At 69.2% G+C, this 16,434-nt stretch carries 19 protein-coding genes and 1 tRNA gene; 13 read left to right on the top strand and 7 right to left on the bottom strand.

The features are described from left to right. Positions 1-5 precede the first annotated feature (5 nt). Both VGR32_RS10665 and VGR32_RS10660 read left to right on the top strand, forming a co-directional pair. A complete protein-coding gene (locus tag VGR32_RS10665) occupies positions 6-416 on the top strand; it encodes a hypothetical protein (RefSeq protein WP_327450438.1) in 411 nt (136 codons plus the stop codon). 179 nt (positions 417-595) lie between these two features. Next, complete coding sequence (locus tag VGR32_RS10660; RefSeq protein WP_327450436.1) at positions 596-2,764, top strand: sodium-translocating pyrophosphatase; 2,169 nt, start codon at positions 596-598, stop codon at positions 2,762-2,764. 87 nt (positions 2,765-2,851) lie between these two features. Here VGR32_RS10660 and VGR32_RS10655 read toward each other — a convergent pair whose 3' ends face one another. Further along, entirely contained in the window at positions 2,852-3,325 is a 474-nt protein-coding gene (locus VGR32_RS10655) for an outer membrane protein assembly factor BamE (RefSeq protein ID WP_327450434.1), read from the bottom strand. Between the two features lie 87 nt (positions 3,326-3,412). Here VGR32_RS10655 and VGR32_RS10650 point away from each other — a divergent pair, with 87 nt between their 5' ends. From VGR32_RS10650 to VGR32_RS10620, 7 genes are all read left to right on the top strand, one after another. After that, positions 3,413-3,937 carry a ubiquinol-cytochrome C chaperone family protein gene (locus tag VGR32_RS10650; protein ID WP_327450432.1) on the top strand — a complete coding sequence of 175 codons (525 nt, stop codon included), beginning with the start codon at positions 3,413-3,415 and terminating at the stop codon, positions 3,935-3,937. Beyond that, positions 3,934-4,452, top strand: a complete 519-nt coding sequence (locus VGR32_RS10645) for a DUF177 domain-containing protein (RefSeq protein WP_327450430.1) — start codon at positions 3,934-3,936, stop codon at positions 4,450-4,452. The genes VGR32_RS10650 and VGR32_RS10645 overlap by 4 nt, the downstream gene beginning before the upstream one ends. Positions 4,453-4,546: 94 nt before the next feature. Then, positions 4,547-5,602, top strand: coding sequence for a phosphate acyltransferase PlsX (gene plsX / locus VGR32_RS10640; RefSeq protein ID WP_327450428.1), 1,056 nt, complete (start codon positions 4,547-4,549; stop codon positions 5,600-5,602). A gap of 2 nt (positions 5,603-5,604) precedes the next feature. Then, a complete protein-coding gene (locus tag VGR32_RS10635) occupies positions 5,605-6,576 on the top strand; it encodes a beta-ketoacyl-ACP synthase III (RefSeq protein WP_414642910.1) in 972 nt (323 codons plus the stop codon). Positions 6,577-6,653: 77 nt separating this feature from the next. Beyond that, positions 6,654-6,962, top strand: coding sequence for an integration host factor subunit alpha (locus VGR32_RS10630; RefSeq protein WP_125257248.1), 309 nt, complete (start codon positions 6,654-6,656; stop codon positions 6,960-6,962). Between the two features lie 2 nt (positions 6,963-6,964). Then, the gene (locus tag VGR32_RS10625) at positions 6,965-7,372 is read left to right on the top strand and encodes a MerR family transcriptional regulator (protein ID WP_327450422.1); all 408 of its coding nucleotides are present in this window, start codon (positions 6,965-6,967) and stop codon (positions 7,370-7,372) included. A 60-nt stretch (positions 7,373-7,432) separates the two neighbouring features. Further along, a tRNA-Pro gene (locus VGR32_RS10620) sits at positions 7,433-7,509 on the top strand. 84 nt (positions 7,510-7,593) lie between these two features. Here the strand turns inward: VGR32_RS10620 and VGR32_RS10615 are convergent. Both VGR32_RS10615 and VGR32_RS10610 read right to left on the bottom strand, forming a co-directional pair. Then, the gene (locus VGR32_RS10615) at positions 7,594-7,797 is read right to left on the bottom strand and encodes a DUF2842 domain-containing protein (protein WP_327450420.1); all 204 of its coding nucleotides are present in this window, start codon (positions 7,795-7,797) and stop codon (positions 7,594-7,596) included. Further along, positions 7,797-8,048 (bottom strand): transglycosylase, encoded by a 252-nt coding sequence (locus VGR32_RS10610; RefSeq protein ID WP_327450418.1) that lies wholly within the window; start codon positions 8,046-8,048, stop codon positions 7,797-7,799. The genes VGR32_RS10615 and VGR32_RS10610 overlap by 1 nt, the downstream gene beginning before the upstream one ends. A gap of 127 nt (positions 8,049-8,175) precedes the next feature. Here VGR32_RS10610 and VGR32_RS10605 point away from each other — a divergent pair, with 127 nt between their 5' ends. Continuing rightward, complete coding sequence (locus tag VGR32_RS10605; RefSeq protein ID WP_327450416.1) at positions 8,176-9,240, top strand: COX15/CtaA family protein; 1,065 nt, start codon at positions 8,176-8,178, stop codon at positions 9,238-9,240. Here VGR32_RS10605 and VGR32_RS10600 read toward each other — a convergent pair. Continuing rightward, the gene (locus tag VGR32_RS10600) at positions 9,237-10,640 is read right to left on the bottom strand and encodes an alkaline phosphatase PhoX (protein WP_327450414.1); all 1,404 of its coding nucleotides are present in this window, start codon (positions 10,638-10,640) and stop codon (positions 9,237-9,239) included. The genes VGR32_RS10605 and VGR32_RS10600 overlap by 4 nt on opposite strands. A 251-nt stretch (positions 10,641-10,891) precedes the next feature. Between VGR32_RS10600 and rplM the strand changes: the two genes are divergently transcribed. The 3 genes from rplM (at position 10,892) to argC (ending at position 12,881) form a co-directional block, all read left to right on the top strand. After that, a complete protein-coding gene (gene rplM, locus VGR32_RS10595) occupies positions 10,892-11,365 on the top strand; it encodes a 50S ribosomal protein L13 (RefSeq protein ID WP_327450590.1) in 474 nt (157 codons plus the stop codon). Between the two features lie 2 nt (positions 11,366-11,367). Continuing rightward, complete coding sequence (gene rpsI, locus VGR32_RS10590) at positions 11,368-11,862, top strand: 30S ribosomal protein S9 (protein WP_414642909.1); 495 nt, start codon at positions 11,368-11,370, stop codon at positions 11,860-11,862. 86 nt (positions 11,863-11,948) lie between these two features. Then, entirely contained in the window at positions 11,949-12,881 is a 933-nt protein-coding gene (gene argC / locus VGR32_RS10585; RefSeq protein WP_327450413.1) for an N-acetyl-gamma-glutamyl-phosphate reductase, read from the top strand. Here the strand turns inward: argC and VGR32_RS10580 are convergent, their stop codons facing one another. Genes VGR32_RS10580 through phaC form a run of 3 tightly spaced genes read right to left on the bottom strand, consistent with a single transcriptional unit; the run spans position 12,882 to position 16,409 of the window. Further along, on the bottom strand, positions 12,882-14,039 hold the full coding sequence (locus VGR32_RS10580) for a serine hydrolase domain-containing protein (protein WP_327450411.1): 1,158 nt from the start codon (positions 14,037-14,039) through the stop codon (positions 12,882-12,884). A 31-nt stretch (positions 14,040-14,070) separates the two neighbouring features. Next, entirely contained in the window at positions 14,071-14,454 is a 384-nt protein-coding gene (locus VGR32_RS10575; RefSeq protein ID WP_327450409.1) for a hypothetical protein, read from the bottom strand. After that, positions 14,451-16,409, bottom strand: coding sequence for a class I poly(R)-hydroxyalkanoic acid synthase (gene phaC / locus VGR32_RS10570; protein WP_327450407.1), 1,959 nt, complete (start codon positions 16,407-16,409; stop codon positions 14,451-14,453). Before phaC ends, VGR32_RS10575 begins: the two co-directional genes overlap by 4 nt. Positions 16,410-16,434 lie beyond the last annotated feature (25 nt).

Raw genomic sequence — 16,434 nt, 5'->3', positions numbered from 1 at the left:
TGCCCATGATCCGCCGCAGCCTTTTGACCGCCGCCGCCGTTCTCGGACTCGCCCCGCCCGCTCACGCCGGCGGGGAAGAGGACGCCGCCAGCGTGAGCATCGCCGGGGTGGGCCTCCCGGTCATCTCGGGCGGACGGGTCCGCAACTACGTCTTCGTCAGTCTGAGGCTGCATCTCGCCCGGGGCGCGGACGCCACGGCCATCCGCAACAAGGACGCCTTCTTCCGGGACGCCCTGGTCCGCGCGGCGCACCGGACGCCCTTCACCGTGGCCGACGACTGGACCCGGCTGGACGACCGCGCCATGGCGGCGTCGCTGACGCAGTCGGCCGCCCGGATCGCGGGGGCGCGGCAGGTGGCGCGCGTCGAGATCGTCAGCCAGTCGCCGCGCCGGCGCACGGGCATGCGCGCCTCCTGAAAGCCGTTCATCCTGCGCCTTGCGCGGGACGTCCCGTGATGGCACGGTTTCGCCGCAATTCCCCAAGGACGCATCGTTCGCGTCCGTCGCGCACGGGGGGACCGGAAGGCGGAAGAAGGTCCTGAGGACCCGCCGCGCCAAGGGTCCGGGCGCTTTGCATCACAGGACTTGGAAACGCCATGACGAACTATCTGTGGCTGGTCATAGCCGCAGGCGCGCTGGGGGTGCTTTACGGCGCCGTCCAGACCGCCAGTCTTCTCAAAGCCTCGACCGGCACCGACCGGATGCGCGAGATCGCCGCGGCGATCCAGGAAGGCGCCTCCGCCTACCTGCGCCGCCAGTACACCACCATCGGCATGGTGGGCGTGGTCATCCTGATCGCCGCCTGGCTGCTGATCGGCCAATGGGCCGCCATCGGCTTCCTGATCGGGGCCGTGCTGTCGGGCGCGGCCGGGTTCGCGGGCATGCTGATCTCGGTGCGCGCCAACGTGCGTACGGCGCAGGGCGCCAGCGAGAGCCTGTCGCGCGGTCTGGATCTGGCGTTCCGCTCCGGCGCCGTGACCGGCATGTTCGTCGCCGGCGGCGCTCTGCTGGGCGTCGCGGGCTACTATGCGATGCTGACGCAGGGGCTGGGCTTCGAGAGCACCAGCCGTGAGGTCATCGACGGTCTGGTCGCGCTGGGCTTCGGCGCCTCGCTGATCTCCATCTTCGCACGACTGGGCGGCGGCATCTTCACCAAGGGCGCCGACGTGGGCGGCGACATGGTGGGCAAGGTCGAGGCCGGCATCCCCGAGGACGACCCCCGCAACGCCGCGACCATCGCCGACAACGTGGGCGACAACGTCGGCGACTGCGCCGGCATGGCGGCCGACCTGTTCGAGACCTATGCGGTGACCACGGTCGCGACCATGGTGCTGGCGGCCATCTTCTTCCGCGGCCAGCCCTACGTCGACATGATGATGCTGCTGCCGCTGCTGATCTGCGCCGTGTGCATCGTCACCTCGATCGTCGGCGCCTTCTTCGTGCGTCTGGGCAAGAGCCAGAACATCATGGGCGCCCTGTATCAGGGCCTGATCGTAACCGGCGTGCTGTCTGCGGGGGCTGTGTTCGGCCTGTTCCAGTTCCTGCAGGCGCAAGGCCTGCTGGGGGCCGTCACGACGTCCGGCGGGCTTGTGATCGAGCCGATGAACCTGTTCTGGGCCGGCATGGTCGGGCTGGTCGTCACCGCCCTGATCGTGGTGATCACCGAATACTACACCGGCACCAACTATCGCCCGGTCAAGTCGGTCGCCAAGGCCTCGGTCTCGGGACACGGCACCAACGTGATCCAGGGTCTGGCGATGTCGCTGGAATCCACGGCCCTGCCGGCGCTGACCATCATCGTCGGCATCGTGGTGACCTATCAGCTGGCCGGTCTGTTCGGCATCGCCATCGCCACGACGACCATGCTGGGCGTCGCGGGGATGATCGTCGCTCTCGACGCCTTCGGTCCCGTCACCGACAACGCCGGCGGCATCGCCGAGATGGCCGGCCTGCCGCCCGAGGTGCGCCACTCGACCGACGCGCTGGACGCCGTGGGCAACACCACCAAGGCCGTGACCAAGGGCTACGCCATCGGCTCGGCCGGCCTCGGCGCCCTGGTGCTGTTCGCCGCCTACACCGAGGATCTGAAGCACTTCTCCGCCGAGGCGCTGCCGGGCAGCTTCTTCGACGGCCTTGGACCCGTGGCCTTCGATCTGGCCAACCCCTACGTCGTGGTCGGCCTGCTGTTCGGCGGGCTTCTGCCCTTCCTGTTCGGCGGGATGTCGATGACCGCCGTGGGACGCGCGGCCGAATCGGTCGTGGCCGAGGTCCGTCGCCAGTTCCGCGAGAACCCGGGGATCATGACCGGCGAGGTGAAGCCGGAGTACGGCAAGGCCGTCGACATCCTGACCTCGGCGGCGATCAAGGAAATGATCGTGCCGTCGTTGCTGCCGGTGCTGTCGCCGATCGTCCTGTTCGTGGTCGTCCTGATGCTGCCGGGCACCGAGAAGGCCGACGCCTTCGCCGCCCTTGGCGCGATGCTGATGGGCGTGATCGTGACCGGCCTGTTCGTGGCCATCTCGATGACCTCGGGCGGCGGCGCGTGGGACAACGCCAAGAAGGTGATCGAGGAAGGCTTCACCGACCGCAACGGCGTCGTCCACGGCAAGGGCTCCGAGGCCCACAAGGCCGCGGTCACCGGCGACACGGTGGGCGACCCCTACAAGGACACGTCCGGCCCGGCGGTGAACCCGATGATCAAGATCACCAACATCGTGGCGCTGCTGCTGCTGGCGGTGTTGGCCAGCGGCAAGCTGGGGATCTGATCCCCGGCAGACCAAGGAAAAGGCCCCGGAGAGCGATCTCCGGGGCCTTTTTCCTGCTCCGCCTGCGAACGGAGACCGCCGCCGCCGTCAGTCGGGGCGGCGCTGGCCCGGCTGGTCCTCGTCGGTGCGGGGCAGCTGGCCGCGGCCGACGTTGCCGAGCAGTTGTTCGAGGATGGTCAGCTCACGCCCGCGGGTCGGGGTTTCGTTGCGGTTCATGCGAACGTCCTGGCCGTCCTCGAGCCCCAAAGTGCGGACGGACGCCACCTGGTCGCCCTCGAACACGATCTCGGTAACCGACCGCTGCGAGACCTGCGGCAGGTTGAACGTGTATTTCTCGGTCGTCTGGCTGATGTAGTACCAGATGTCGTCGCCCTCGAAGAGCGAGGTGGCCGAGGGCGTGCCCAGACGCGTGCGGACGGTCGTCTTCGTGTCGGTGCCCACCGCGACGTCGGCCGGCGCGGCCTCCAGGGCCTGATAGCCGTGGCTGCCGATCACCGGCGCGCAGGCGGACGCGGTCAGGGCCAGGGCGCCGAAAGCCGAAGCGGTCAGAATGCGGTACATGAAACGCCCATCAGCGGAGTTGCAGGCTTTGACCTAGCCCGTGCGTCGTCCTAGTTCAACGCCGCGGCGGAAAAGGGGCCGCCCACCATGCTGAAGAGACTTCTGGGGCTGAAGAGCCGGCCCGACGCGGCCGACCGACTGTATGCCCACGCCGTGGCGCAGGCGCGCGACGTGCGCTTCTATGCAGGACTGGGCGTGGCGGACCGGATCGACTCGCGGTTCGAGCTTTACGTCCTGCACGTGCAGTTGCTGATCCTGAGGCTGCAGGAGCTGGGCGACGAGGGCCGGGATCTGGCCCAGCGGCTGTTCGACGTCTTCGTGTCGGCGCTGGACAACGACCTGCGCGAACTGGGCGTCGGCGACCTGTCGGTGGCGAAGAAGATGCGCAAGCTGAGCGAGCAGGTCTACGGCCGCATGTCGGCCTATGAGCCGGGTTTGAAGGGCGGGGACGAGACCGATCTGGCCGGGGCGCTGGGTCGGAACGTCGCGCCGGAGGCCTCCGCCGCAGGCTCCGCACTCGCCGGCTATGCCCTGGCCGCGAAAGCCGCTCTTGCGGGACAGGACGTTCGTGCCCTCATTCAGGGCCCCAACTGGCCGGAGGTCCCCGCGTGAGCCCGCAGCATCCTCTCAGCCATCCGGTGCGCCTGAACCAGGCGGGCGTCGGCGTCACGCGCGTGCTGGAGCCGGACGAGGCCGGACGCAGGGCGATCGCCCGCTGGCTGGACCTCCAGGCCGTCGACGCCTTCTCGGCGGAGTTGACCCTGGCGCCGGCGGAGACCGGCTGGCTGCTGAACGGACGGATCAAGGCGCAGGTGACGCAAAGCTGCGGCCTGACGCTGGCCCCGCTGCCGGCTTCGGTCGACGAGACCTTCGCGGTCAGGCTGGTCGAGGCCGATGCGCCGGAGGAGGGCGAGGTCGAGGTGTCGCTGGAAGACGACGGCGCCGACGTGATCGAGAACGGTCAGGTCGATCTCGGCCATCACGCCGTCGAACAGCTCAGTCTGGCGCTGGATCCCTTTCCGCGGGCGCCCGGCGCCGAGTTCGTGCAGCCGGAGGAGACGGCGGAAATCTCGCCCTTCGCCGTGCTCAAGGGCTTGAAGACCGGCGGCGACGCGTCGGAAACTTGACCTCGCGTCGCGCGCTTGCATACGGCATTCGCGTCGCTATCGTCCGCCGCCCGCGCCGGACACGAGCCGAAGGAGGCTCAAAGGCTTGCCTGACATGCTGACCATATCCGTCGACGCCATGGGCGGGGACCACGGACCGGCGGTGACCGTGCCCGCGGTGGCCGCGTGGCGGCGTCGCCATTCCGCGACGCCCGCGCGCTTCCTGCTGCACGGCGACGAGACGGCGATCCGGGCCGAGCTGGCGAAGCTGGGCGACGCCGTGGGCGCGGTCGAGGTCCGGCATTCCGACAAGGTCGTCGCCATGGACGAAAAGCCCGCGCAGGCCATGCGGCGCGGCAAGGGTTCCAGCCTGTGGAACGCGATCGAGGCCGTCAAGACGGGAGAGGCCCACGCCGTTGTGTCGGCGGGAAACACCGGCGCCCTGATGGCGATCTCCAAACTGATCCTGCGCATGTCGGCCCATGGGCTGGAGCGCCCCGCCATCGTGGCCAGCTGGCCGAACATGAAGGGTGGCGTCACCGCGGTTCTGGACGTGGGCGCGAACGTCGAAAGCGACGCCGAGCAGCTCGTCGAGTTCGCCATCATGGGGGAGGCCTTCGTCGGCGCCGTGCACGGCGTGAAGCGTCCGACGATCGGCATCCTGAACGTCGGCTCGGAGGACATGAAGGGCCACGAGTCGGTGCGTGAGGCGGCGCGGCTGCTGCGCGAGGGCGGACTGGGCCTGGCCTTCAAGGGCTTCGTCGAGGGCGACGACATCGCCAAAGGCACCGTCGACGTGGTCGTCACCGACGGTTTCACCGGCAACATCGCGCTGAAGACGGCCGAAGGGGTGGCCCGCTACATCTTCGCCCAGTTCAAGGGCGCCCTGACCTCCGGCATGATGGCGCGGACCGGCGCCCTGCTGGCTCTGCCGGCGCTGAAGCGGATGCGGGGCCGCATCGATCCCAGCGCCATCAACGGCGGACCGCTGCTGGGTCTGAACGGCATCGTGGTGAAAAGCCACGGCGGCGCCGACGCCAAGGGCTTCTCCAACGCCGTGCGCATCGCCGTCGACCTCGCCCGCAGCGACTATCTGGACAAGGTCGGGCAGAATCTGGACCAGCTGACCTCGGTGCTGGCCGGGCCGACCCCGCAGGAGACGACCCCTTGACCATGATCCGCAGCGCCGTCACCGGCGTCGGGGCCTATCTGCCGGAACGGGTCGTGACGAACGCCGACCTGTCCGAGATCGTGGACACCTCGGACGAGTGGATCCGGGAGCGGACCGGCATCCGCCAACGGCATCGCGCCGCCGACGACCAGCCGACCAGCGATCTGGCCGTGGAGGCGGCGAAGAAGGCTCTGGCCGCGGCGGGACGGACGGCGGCCGAGGTGGATCTGATCGTCGTCGCGACGACGACCCCGGACATGACCTTCCCGGCGACCGCCTCGATCGTGCAGCGCAAGATCGGCGCGCCGACGTGCATCGCCTTCGACGTCCAGGCGGTGTGCACGGGCTTCGTCTACGCCATAAGCGTCGCCGACGGCTTCGTGGCGCGCGGGCACGCCAAATGCGCGCTCGTCATCGGCGCCGAAGAGATGTCGAAGCTTATGGACTGGACGGACCGGTCCACCTGCGTCCTGTTCGGCGACGGGGCGGGCGCCGTGGTGCTGGAGCCGGTCGAGGGGCAGGGCACGCCCGCCGATCGCGGCATTCTGGGCTTCTCGCTGCGCAGCGACGGGACGAAGACGGACCTGCTTTACGTCGACGGCGGACCGTCGACCACCGGCACCGTCGGCCATCTCAGGATGGCGGGGAATCAGGTCTTCCGACACGCCGTGGTCAACATCGCCGAAGCGGTGACCTCGGCGGCGGCCAACGCCGGCATCGCCGTGGACGACGTCGACTGGTTCGTGCCGCACCAGGCCAATCAGCGCATCATCCGCGGCGTCGGCGAGCGTCTCGGCCTGGACGAGAACAAGGTCGTGTCCACGGTGGCGGAGCACGCCAACACCTCGGCCGCCTCGATTCCGCTGGCTCTGGACGCGGCGATCCAGGACGGGCGCATCAAGAAGGGCGACCTGGTGCTGCTGGAAGCGATGGGCGGCGGACTGACGTGGGGCGCCTGCGCGTTTCGCCTCTGAAACGAAGATTGGCCTTTGAAAATCAGTCCGCATGGCCCTTTATGTCGGCCGAGGGACAAGGGGCCGAGGGAGGGAAGATGTCCACGCCTGAGACCGTCACGCGCGCCGACCTGTGCGACGCCGTCCACGATGCGGTGGGGCTGTCGCGCGCCGAATGCGCCCAGCTGGTCGAGCGCACGCTGGAACTGATCGTCGAGGCGCTGGAACGCGGAGAAACCGTGAAGCTGTCCGGCTTCGGCGTCTTCCAGGTGCGCGACAAGCGGGCCCGCATGGGCCGCAATCCCAAGACTGGCGTTCCGGCGGCCATCAACCCGCGTCGCGTCATCAGCTTCCGCGCCTCGCAGATCATGAAGAGCCGGGTCCACGACGCCCATCTGGCGGTCTGAACATGGCCAAGGCGCCCGACGCCTTCCGCACGATCTCCGAGGCCGCCGAGGACGTCGGCGTGCCCCAGCACGTGCTGCGGTTCTGGGAGACGAAATTCGCCTTCGTCACGCCGCTGAAGCGCGCCGGCGGGCGGCGTTTCTACCGGCCTCAGGATCTGGCGGTGCTGCGCGGCCTCAAGCGCCTGCTGCACGACGAGGGCATGACCATCCGCGGGGTGCAGAAGCTGCACAGGACGCGCGGCATCAAGGCCGTGGCCGGCGGCGACGTGCCTGAACTCGAGGTCGAAGGCGCCGACGTGTCCATGCGTGAACCCGCGGCGTCGGCCGCCCCCAACCTGTCGATCCTGCGCGTCGCCCTGGCGCGCGTGGAGGCCGCGCGCATGCGGATGGAGCGCGCGCTGTCCGCCTGAGGATTTTTCCTGCGATCGGGGTTTGCGCCCGACGCGGCCCCGTCTATAGGGAGCGCCTCTCGGAGCGTGGCGCAGCCTGGTAGCGCACTTGACTGGGGGTCAAGGGGTCGCAGGTTCGAATCCTGTCGCTCCGACCATTTCTCTTGACCCTAATCGCTTTCCGCGCGGCGGTCGCTGTCTGAAGGGCGATGTTCGCGACGCGGTCGCCAATACATTCGCCGTCAGTCCTTCCGCCCGCCCTCGGCCCACTTGAGCAGCGGCAGCAGCGGCACGCCCCAGAGGGTGCCGACGAGGATGAAGTAGATCGCGTCGATCCAGGCGGCGTCGGGCAGGCGGTCGGCGATGAAGATCGCGGCCCAGACGTAGACGGCGAGGAAGATGACGATGCCCAGCGCCGCGACGGCGCGGCGCGCGCGGGGCGGCATCAGCGCTTCCCGCGGAACAGGAAGTGGGCGAACAGGCACAGCACCGCGCCGATCAGGCTCCACAGCACCCAGACCCACCCGTCCATGCTGCCGAGCGCGAACACGCGCACATGCAGGAAGCCTCCGCAGACGGCGCCGACGCCGCCGGCCAGCAAGGCCTGATCGAGGCTGCGGCGGCCGGTCAGCTGGTCGGCCACGACCGCCAGACCGACCACGGCCAGCAGGGCGACGATGACATCCAGGTGCTGCACGCGGGCCGATCCTTCTGCGACATGACGCCCGGCGACTCGCCCTCGACCGAAAGGGCGGGCATACCGCTCCCGGTCGGGTCGCCCGCCGGGCGGACCGCCTTGTACAGTGACGGACGTCGAGCGTCGAATGAACCGTATTTTCACGCCGGACCGCGCGCCTGCGGTGGCCATCTGGCTGTTCGCCGTGGCGGCTCTGGTCTTCGCCATGGTGGTGGTGGGGGGAATCACCCGTCTGACGGGCTCCGGCCTGTCGATCACGGAGTGGAAGCCCATCATGGGCGCCCTGCCGCCGATGACCCACGCCGACTGGATGGAGGCGTTCCGCAAGTATCAGGAGATTCCGCAGTACCGCGAGATCAACGCCGGCATGAGCCTGTCGGAGTTCCAGGGCATCTTCTGGTGGGAGTGGATCCACCGCCAGCTGGGCCGCTTCATCGGCGTGGCGTTCGCCGTGCCGTTTCTTGTCTTCGTCGTTCTGCGCCGCCTGCCGCGCCGGCTGTTCTGGCGCTGCGCCGCCTTGCTGGCGCTGGGCGGGCTGCAGGGCCTGATCGGCTGGTGGATGGTGTCGTCGGGTCTCTCGGAGCGCGTCGACGTCGCGCCCGAGCGGCTGGCCACGCATCTGGGGCTGGCCCTGCTGATCTTCGCCGGGCTGATCTGGACGGGTCTGGAGGCGCTGTTCGGGGAGGAGACCTCGCGCTCGCCCGTCGGGTGGAGCCGGGGCGCCGCCGTGCTGCTGGGCCTCGTCTTCCTGCAATGCCTGCTGGGCGGGCTGGTCGCGGGCGGCAAGGCGGGGCTGGTCTACACCGACTGGCCGATGATGAACGGCGCCGTGTTTCCGCCAGTGAACTGGGGGCAGGGCGGGCTGGCCTTCCTGCATGATCAGGGGCTGGTTCAGTTCAACCACCGGCTGGTCGCCTACGGCCTGCTGATCGGCGCTGTCGTCTATGCCGTCCAGGCCTGGCGCTGGCGGCTGGCGGAGGGGCTGGGCGCGGCGGCGTTCGTGCTGGCGGGCGTGGTCTGCCTGCAGGCCGCGATCGGCGTGCTGACGCTGGTTCACGCCGTGCCGATCGGGCTGGGCGTGCTGCACCAGGCCGGCGCCGCCGTGGTGCTGGGCGTCGCCACCTGGAACCTCTGGCTGGTGCGGCGCTCGCAGCCGCGCCTGTTCGTCAGCGGGCCGGCGCGCCTGCTCTAGCCGCGCACGGCATCCCAGGGACCCCGGATGGCCAGCGTCAGGCCGGGGTACATGATGTTGACGAACAGGGTCCGGTCCGGCGCGAAGCAGGCGCCGGCGAACTCGGAGTTTCCGCGGAAGACGTTCCGGGCGATCGTGTAGAGCTTGCCCTCGGGCGTCACGCCCTTGAGGTGGTTTCGGGTCGTGTCCGAATAGTTGTCCTCGCACACGATCAGGTGGCCCCACGGGGCGATCGTGATGTTGTCGCCCATGTTCAGCGTCTTTTCGTCGGCGCTTTCGACGAACAGCTGCACGCGTCCGGGGCGGCGGCGCTCGCCGCGCTTGCCCTCTTCCGGCGACGGGACGTAGCGCAGAATCTGGCCGCGCTTCAGCGGACCGCCGGATGTGGCGGTCATGTAGAGCTCGTCCGTGCCCCACCAGATGCCTTCGCCGCGCGCGACCAGGGCGGCGCCGGCCGCGTGGCCCCGCTGGCGCAGGTCGGCGTTCGGCGCCTCCACGTCCTCCATGTCGATCCAGTCGACGTCCAGCCAGTCGCCGACGTTCCAGGTGCGGGCGTCGTGGTTGCGGGTGTCGGTCGCGCCACGCACGACCATGGCCTGAAGCCGGCCGCCCTCGGCCAGCTTGCCCGGCACCGTGGGGATGAAGCGATAGAACAGGCCGTCCACCTTGTCCTCGGTGAGGTAGACGATGCCCGTGCCCGGATCGACGCAGACGGCCTCGTGCTCGAAACGGCCCATGGCCTTCAGGGGAACGGGGTCCACCAGGCCGGGGGCGCCCGCCGGCACCTCGAAGACGAAGCCGTGGGGTTTGGTGACGTCGGCCGTCTCGGCCGTCTCCTCGTTCTCCTCGCAGGTCAGCCAGCTGCCCCAGGGCGTCTGGCCCCCGCAGCAGTTGGTGGACGTACCGGCCAGGGACAGGTGGCGCCGCAGGACCTTGCGGTCCTTGAGGTCGTAGATCGTGGTGGTCGTTCCGCCCGGCAGGACGCGGCCGTCCTTGTAGGTGTCATAGGCGCGGTCGGCGCGGAGAAGGTGCAGCCGCTCTTGATGGAAGCCACCGGGGCCCAGGTTGCGGTGAAGGGCGCTGGTTCCCTTGAGCTCGTGGTTGCAGACCAGCGCGACCTCGCGGTCCGAGAGCGGGAAGCAGCCCATGCCGTCGGGCTGGCCGGGCATGTAGAGGCCGTCGTCCATGGTGTCTCCGGCCTGGGACACGACCTCGTAGGTGAACCCCGCCGGCAGATCGAGCAGACCGTTCGGATCCTTCAGCAGCGGGCCGTATCCCTCCACCTCGTTGACGTAGCTTTCGGCCTCCTGCGCCTGCGTGTGGCGGGCAAGGCCGGCGAAGGCCGCGCCGGCGGCGCCCGTGGCCATCAGCTGGCGGCGGTGGATCAGGTCGAACGGCATGGGAGACTCCACAGAACGGCGGCCTTATGCCGGGTCGATGCGGCGGGATCATCACGGTTCGATGACTTCCGGCCCAGACTTGACCGGGTATTTTAATACCGCTTGAAATTTGTTGAGTTGTTCTCATGAGTTAGAAGATACTGCACGCGCCATATGGCATTGACCGGGCGGCGGCGATCCTCTATCAGCGCGCCTTCCGTCGGCCGGCTCCTCCGGTCAGCCGCATTCCGATCACTGGACCCTTCGTCATGCTGAAGAGCACCACGGCTTCGCTGAAGCCGGCCGAGGTCGAGAAGAAGTGGATCCACATCGACGCCGAAGGCGTCGTGGTGGGCCGCCTCGCGACCTTCATCGCCAACCGCCTGCGCGGCAAGCACCTGCCGACCTACACGCCGCACGTCGATTGCGGCGACTACGTCGTCGTGACCAACGTCGACAAGGTCATCTTCACCGGCAAGAAGAACACCGACAAGGTCTACTACCGCCACACCGGTCACCCGGGCGGCATCAAGGAGACCACTCCTGCCAAGGTGCTGGGCGGCCGCTTCCCCGAGCGCGTGCTGGAGAAGGCCGTCGAACGCATGCTGCCGAAGGAGAGCCCGCTGGCCCGCAAGCAGATGACGCACCTGCGCCTGTTCGCCGGCGCCGCGCACGACCACGAGGCCCAGAAGCCCGAAACCATCGACTTCAAGGCGAAGTCGACCAAGAACGTCCGGAGCGCCTGAGCATGACCGACGCCACCACCGAAGCGCCGGCCGCGACCGGCTTCGACGCCCTGAAGGGCATGGGCACCGCCGAGGCCGAAACCGTCGTCCACGTGCAGAAGCTGGACGCCCAGGGCCGCGCCTATTCCACCGGCAAGCGCAAGAACGCCGTCGCCCGCGTCTGGGTGAAGCGGGGTTCGGGCAAGATCACCGTGAACGGCAAGGACGTGGCCGCCTATTTCGCCCGTCCGGTGCTGCAGATGATGGTCGCCCAGCCGCTGACCGTGTCGGACCGCGCCACCCAGTACGACGTCGTCTGCACCGTCGAGGGCTCGGGCCTGTCGGGTCAGGCCGGCGCCATCCGCCACGGCCTGTCGCACGCCCTGACGCGCTATGAGCCGGAACTGCGCAAGGTCCTGAAGCCGCACGGCTTCCTGACCCGCGACAGCCGCGTCGTCGAACGCAAGAAGTACGGCCGCGCCAAGGCCCGCCGCAGCTTCCAGTTCTCGAAGCGCTAAGCCCGCTCACGCGGTCTGGATTTCAGGGGCGCTTCGGGAAACCGGAGCGCCCTTTTTCCGTCCGGCGTCCGGGCGAAAGGGGCGACATGACCCACACCATCTTCATCGACGGCGAGGCCGGGACCACGGGGCTGGAGATCCGCGAGCGGCTGGAGGCGCGCGCCGATCTGGAGCTGGTGCTGCTGGGCGACCGTCGGCGGGACGTCGAAGCGCGGCGGCAGGCGCTGAACGCCGCAGATCTGGTGATCCTGTGCCTGCCCGACGACGCGGCCAGAGACGCCGTGGCCATGGTCGAGAACCCCGGGGTGCGGGTGATCGACGCCTCGACCGCCTTCCGGGTCGATCCCATGTGGGCCTACGGCTTTCCCGAGCTCTCGCCGGAACGGCGGGAGCGGATCATGGCGGCGAAGCGGGTGTCGAACCCCGGCTGCTATCCGACCGGCTTCCTCGCTCTCGTCGCGCCGCTGGTGCGGGCCGGGATCGTGCCGGCGGATCAGCCCGTCACCGTGAACGCCGTCAGCGGCTATTCCGGCGGCGGCAAGGCGATGATCGCGGAGTTCGAGGAGGGCAAGCCCGATCCCTTCCGCGCCTACGGCCTCGCGCTGAAGCACAAGCACGTGCCGGAGATGACCCGGCACGCCGGCCTGTCGCGGCCCGTGCTGTTCGCGCCGGCGGTGGGGAATTACCGGCAAGGGATGCTGGTCGAGGTCCCGCTGCATCTCGCATCCCTGCCGGGTTCGCCGTCCATCGAGGTGGTGCACGGCGCGCTGACCGAAGCCTATGCCGGCGCGCGCTTCGTCGAGGTGGCTTCGCTTGAGGAGACCGAAGCCATGACCGGCCTGACGCCCGAGGGGTTGAACGGCACCAACCGGCTGAGGCTGCACGTGTTCGGCGACCGCGCGGGCGGCCAGGCGCGGCTGGTGGCGCTGCTGGACAATCTCGGCAAGGGCGCGTCCGGCGCCGCCGTGCAGAACCTCAACCTGATGCTGGGTCTGGGCGAGGATGCGGGTCTGGCCTGATCAGTCGGCGGATCGGGCGTCCACGGCGGCGACGATGTCGGCGAAAAAGTCCTCGCGCGCCTTGCGGTGACGAAAGCCGACGGCCTGCGGCCAGGCCGAAAGGACGACGATGACCAGCCGCCGCTCCGGATCGACGCGGATGGCCTGACCGAAGATGCCGTAGGCTCCGTAGACGCCGTCGTCCTGGGTCCACCACTGGAAGCCGTAGCCCTCGCCGGGCTCGCCGGTGTCGGCCTGTTTGACGACGGCCCGGTCGAACCAGTCGTCCGGCACGATGCGTTCGCCCCCAAGCACGCCGCCCTCGAGCGCCATCAGGCCGACGCGGCCCCAGTCGCGCAGCGTGGCGGAGACGCAGCAGCCGCCCATCTCGCGTCCGCCCTGATCCAGCGCCCACACGGCGTCGGCCTGCATGCCGGCACGGGACCAGATGTGTTCCGACAGAAGCTGGGCCAGCGGGCGTCCCTCCGCGGCCACGAGGAGCGAGCCCACGAGGTTCGTCTCGCCGGTCGAATAGTTCCAGCGCGTTCCGGGCGCATGGGCCCGCGGCAGACGGGACATGTAGGTCACCACGGGATCCTGCCCGGGCACGACCGGCTCCGAGAAGAAGCGCGCGACGTCGGACGCCGGGTCGGCATAATCCTCGTTCCAGGCGACGCCCGAGGTCATCGTCAGCAGCTGGCGAATGGTCACCCCGTCGTAGCCGCCGCCGGCCAGCTCCGGCAGGTACAAGGTCACGGGGTCCTCGAGCGACCGGATAGCGCCGCTCCTGAGCGCCGCGCCGACGAGCGTCGACGTCAGGCTCTTGGTCATCGAAAAGGACACCCAGGGCGTGTCGCGGCTGATGCCCAGACCATAGCGTTCCATCAGGACGCGCCCGTCCTGGATGACCAGCACTCCCGCGACGCGCTCCGCCTCCATGTACGCGGCGGGATCTAGCGCCAGCGGCGCCCCGTCCGGCAGATCGCGCACGGCGCCGCTTCCTCGCGAGACGACGGCGTGCGGCATGACGGAGTCCATTCGGCGGAACACCCGCTCGCGGTCGGCCGGGGACCAGAAGAGAACGCCCGACGGATCCGTTTCCGGCGTCGGTTGCTGCGCCGCCACGGGACCGGCGACGGCGAGCAGCAGGACGAGGAGCGGAGCGAGACCGACTTTCATGGCGTCGGACTAGCAGTCCGGGCGCGCGACGTCAGCGGGGGTCGTTCCGCGCCTTGAGGGCGCTTTCCGCCGTCGCGCCGAAGAAGACGGCGGCGATGATGACCAGAAGCCCGTAGTCGCGCCCCGGCCAGAAGACCGGCACGGCGGCGCAGATCAGGATCATCATCGGAAACAGGGCCGCCCAGGCTGCGGTCGAGGGGTTTCGCGCCGAGATCAGCGGCGGCCGAAGCGGCCGCTTCATCATCCGGTCGAACACGGGATTGAGCAGCAGGAAGCCGCCCGCGCAGATGATGGCCAGCAGCGGGTTGCGGATGAGTCCGATGGTCGGGCCGTAGACCGCCGTGGTCAGCACCACCAGCAACAGGGCGAAGGCGGCCGACAGGGCAAGAAGGGCATTCGGCTCGAGACGGTTCAAGACTTCACTTTCACATACGATCCCGGAGCGGATTCCAGCGGCCGGAATGCGCCCTTTTCAGGGTCGCGGGCGGGGACCCAGTCGCCCGAGCGGTCGTGCAGCCAGCCGGCCCAGTGCTCCCACCAGCTGCCGGGTCGCTGCTCGGCGCCCGCCTGCCATTCCGAGAGGGTCGGGGGCAGGGCCGGATTCAGCCAGTGCTGATACTTGTTCGCCGACGGCGGGTTGACCACGCCGGCGATGTGGCCCGACCCGGCCAGGGTCAGGGTCACGTCGGCGTTCGCGAAGGCGCGGGCCGACCGGTAGACCGAGTTCATCGGCGCGATGTGATCCTCGCGGCTGGCCTGGAAGTACAGCGGGATGCGGACCTTCGACAGGTCGGCGCGAACGCCCCCGATCTCGAACTCGCCCCGGGCCAGCGCATTGCGGCCGTACATCGAACGCAGGTAGTCGAGGTGCAGCTTCTTCGGCATGCGCGTCTGGTCGGCATTCCAGAACAGCAGGTCGAAGGCCGGCGGGTCCTTGCCCATCAGATAGTTGGACACGAAGAACGACCAGATCAGGTCGTTGGCGCGCAGGGCGTTGAACGTCTCGGCCATCGCCGCGCCGGGCAGGACGCCCCCGGCGGCGTCCATCTGCTGTTCGATCTCATTCAGCCAGTGGTCGTCGGTGAACAGCAGCAGGTCGCCGGCTTCGGCGAAGTCGTGCTGGGCGGCGAAGAAGGTCGCGGCGCCGATCCGGTCGTCGCCGTGCTCGGCCATGTGAGCCAGGGCGGCGCCGAGCAGGGTGCCGCCGATGCAATAGCCCACGACGTTCAGCCGCTCGGCCGCCGCCTGCTCCAGCGCCTTCTCGACGCAGCGGTAGATGCCCTTCTGAAGGTAGTCGTCGAAGCCGAAGTCGGCCATGTCCACGTCCGGATTGACCCATGAGCAGACGAAGACGGTGAAGCCCTGCGCCGACAGCCACCGGATCATCGAATTCTCGGGCTGCAGATCGAGGATGTAGAACTTGTTGATCCACGGCGGAAAGATCAGGAGCGGGATCGCGCGTTGCCTGTCGGTGGCCGCGTCGTACTGGATGAGTTCGAACAATTCGTCGCGCCAGACGACCTTGCCCGGGGCCGTGGCGACGTTCACGCCCACCTCGAACCGCCCGTAATCGGCCTGACTGATCTTCAGCTTGCCGGCCCCGCGCTCCAGATCCGCGGCGAAGTTCTGCATGCCGCGCACCAGGCTCTCGCCGTTGGTCTCGGCCATGGCCTTCAGGGCGGCGGGGTTCGAGGCGAGGAAGTTCGACGGAGAGAAGGCGTCGGTCAGCAGCTTCGTGAAGAACTCCGCCCGGCGCTTTGTGCGCGGATCGACGTCCTCCACGGAGGAGACGAGGCCGTTCATCCAGTCCGCGGTGATCAGGTAGGAGCGGCGCATCACGTCGAACATCGGATTCTCGGACCACGCCGGATCCTTGAACCGCTTGTCCGCAGGGGCCGGCTGCGGCGCCTCGCCAGCCGCCTGGCGCGTCGCGCCGGCCCAGAGGTCGAGGTAGCGGTTGAACAGGTCGGCCTGCGCCGCGAACAGCTTGTCTGGGCGGGACGCGAGGCCCGTCATGACCTGCGTCATGGCCGGGCCGACGTTGAAGGGGTCGGGCGACAGGGCGGCCGGGCGGTCGGCCTGGCTGAGCGCCGCCTCGGCGATCGCCGCCTGCGCCGTCATCGCCGCCCGGGCGAGGTTCATGGACAGCGTCTCCAGCGTCTCACGGGACAGGTCGGGCGCGGGCTGCGGCCCGACGCCGGGGCCGGACGAGGCCGTGTGACCCGACGCCGGCGCGGGATCGTGAGGCGTTTCGACCGGCGCGGCGGTCTTCGGGGCCTTCGGGCGAGGCTTGGCCGAAGTCGGACGGCCGGGCTTGCGGGCCCCGGGCGCGACGGGCGGGGGTTCTGTCGTGGTCGGTCGCCTTGCCATGGTCGCTTCCCCGTCTTGATCTTCC

It is taken from the genome of Brevundimonas sp. (genome assembly GCF_035935935.1).
In the GTDB taxonomy this organism is placed as follows: domain Bacteria; phylum Pseudomonadota; class Alphaproteobacteria; order Caulobacterales; family Caulobacteraceae; genus Brevundimonas.
The sequence above is the reverse complement of the archived record's forward strand: the minus strand, read 5'-3'. Positions and strand labels throughout refer to the sequence as shown.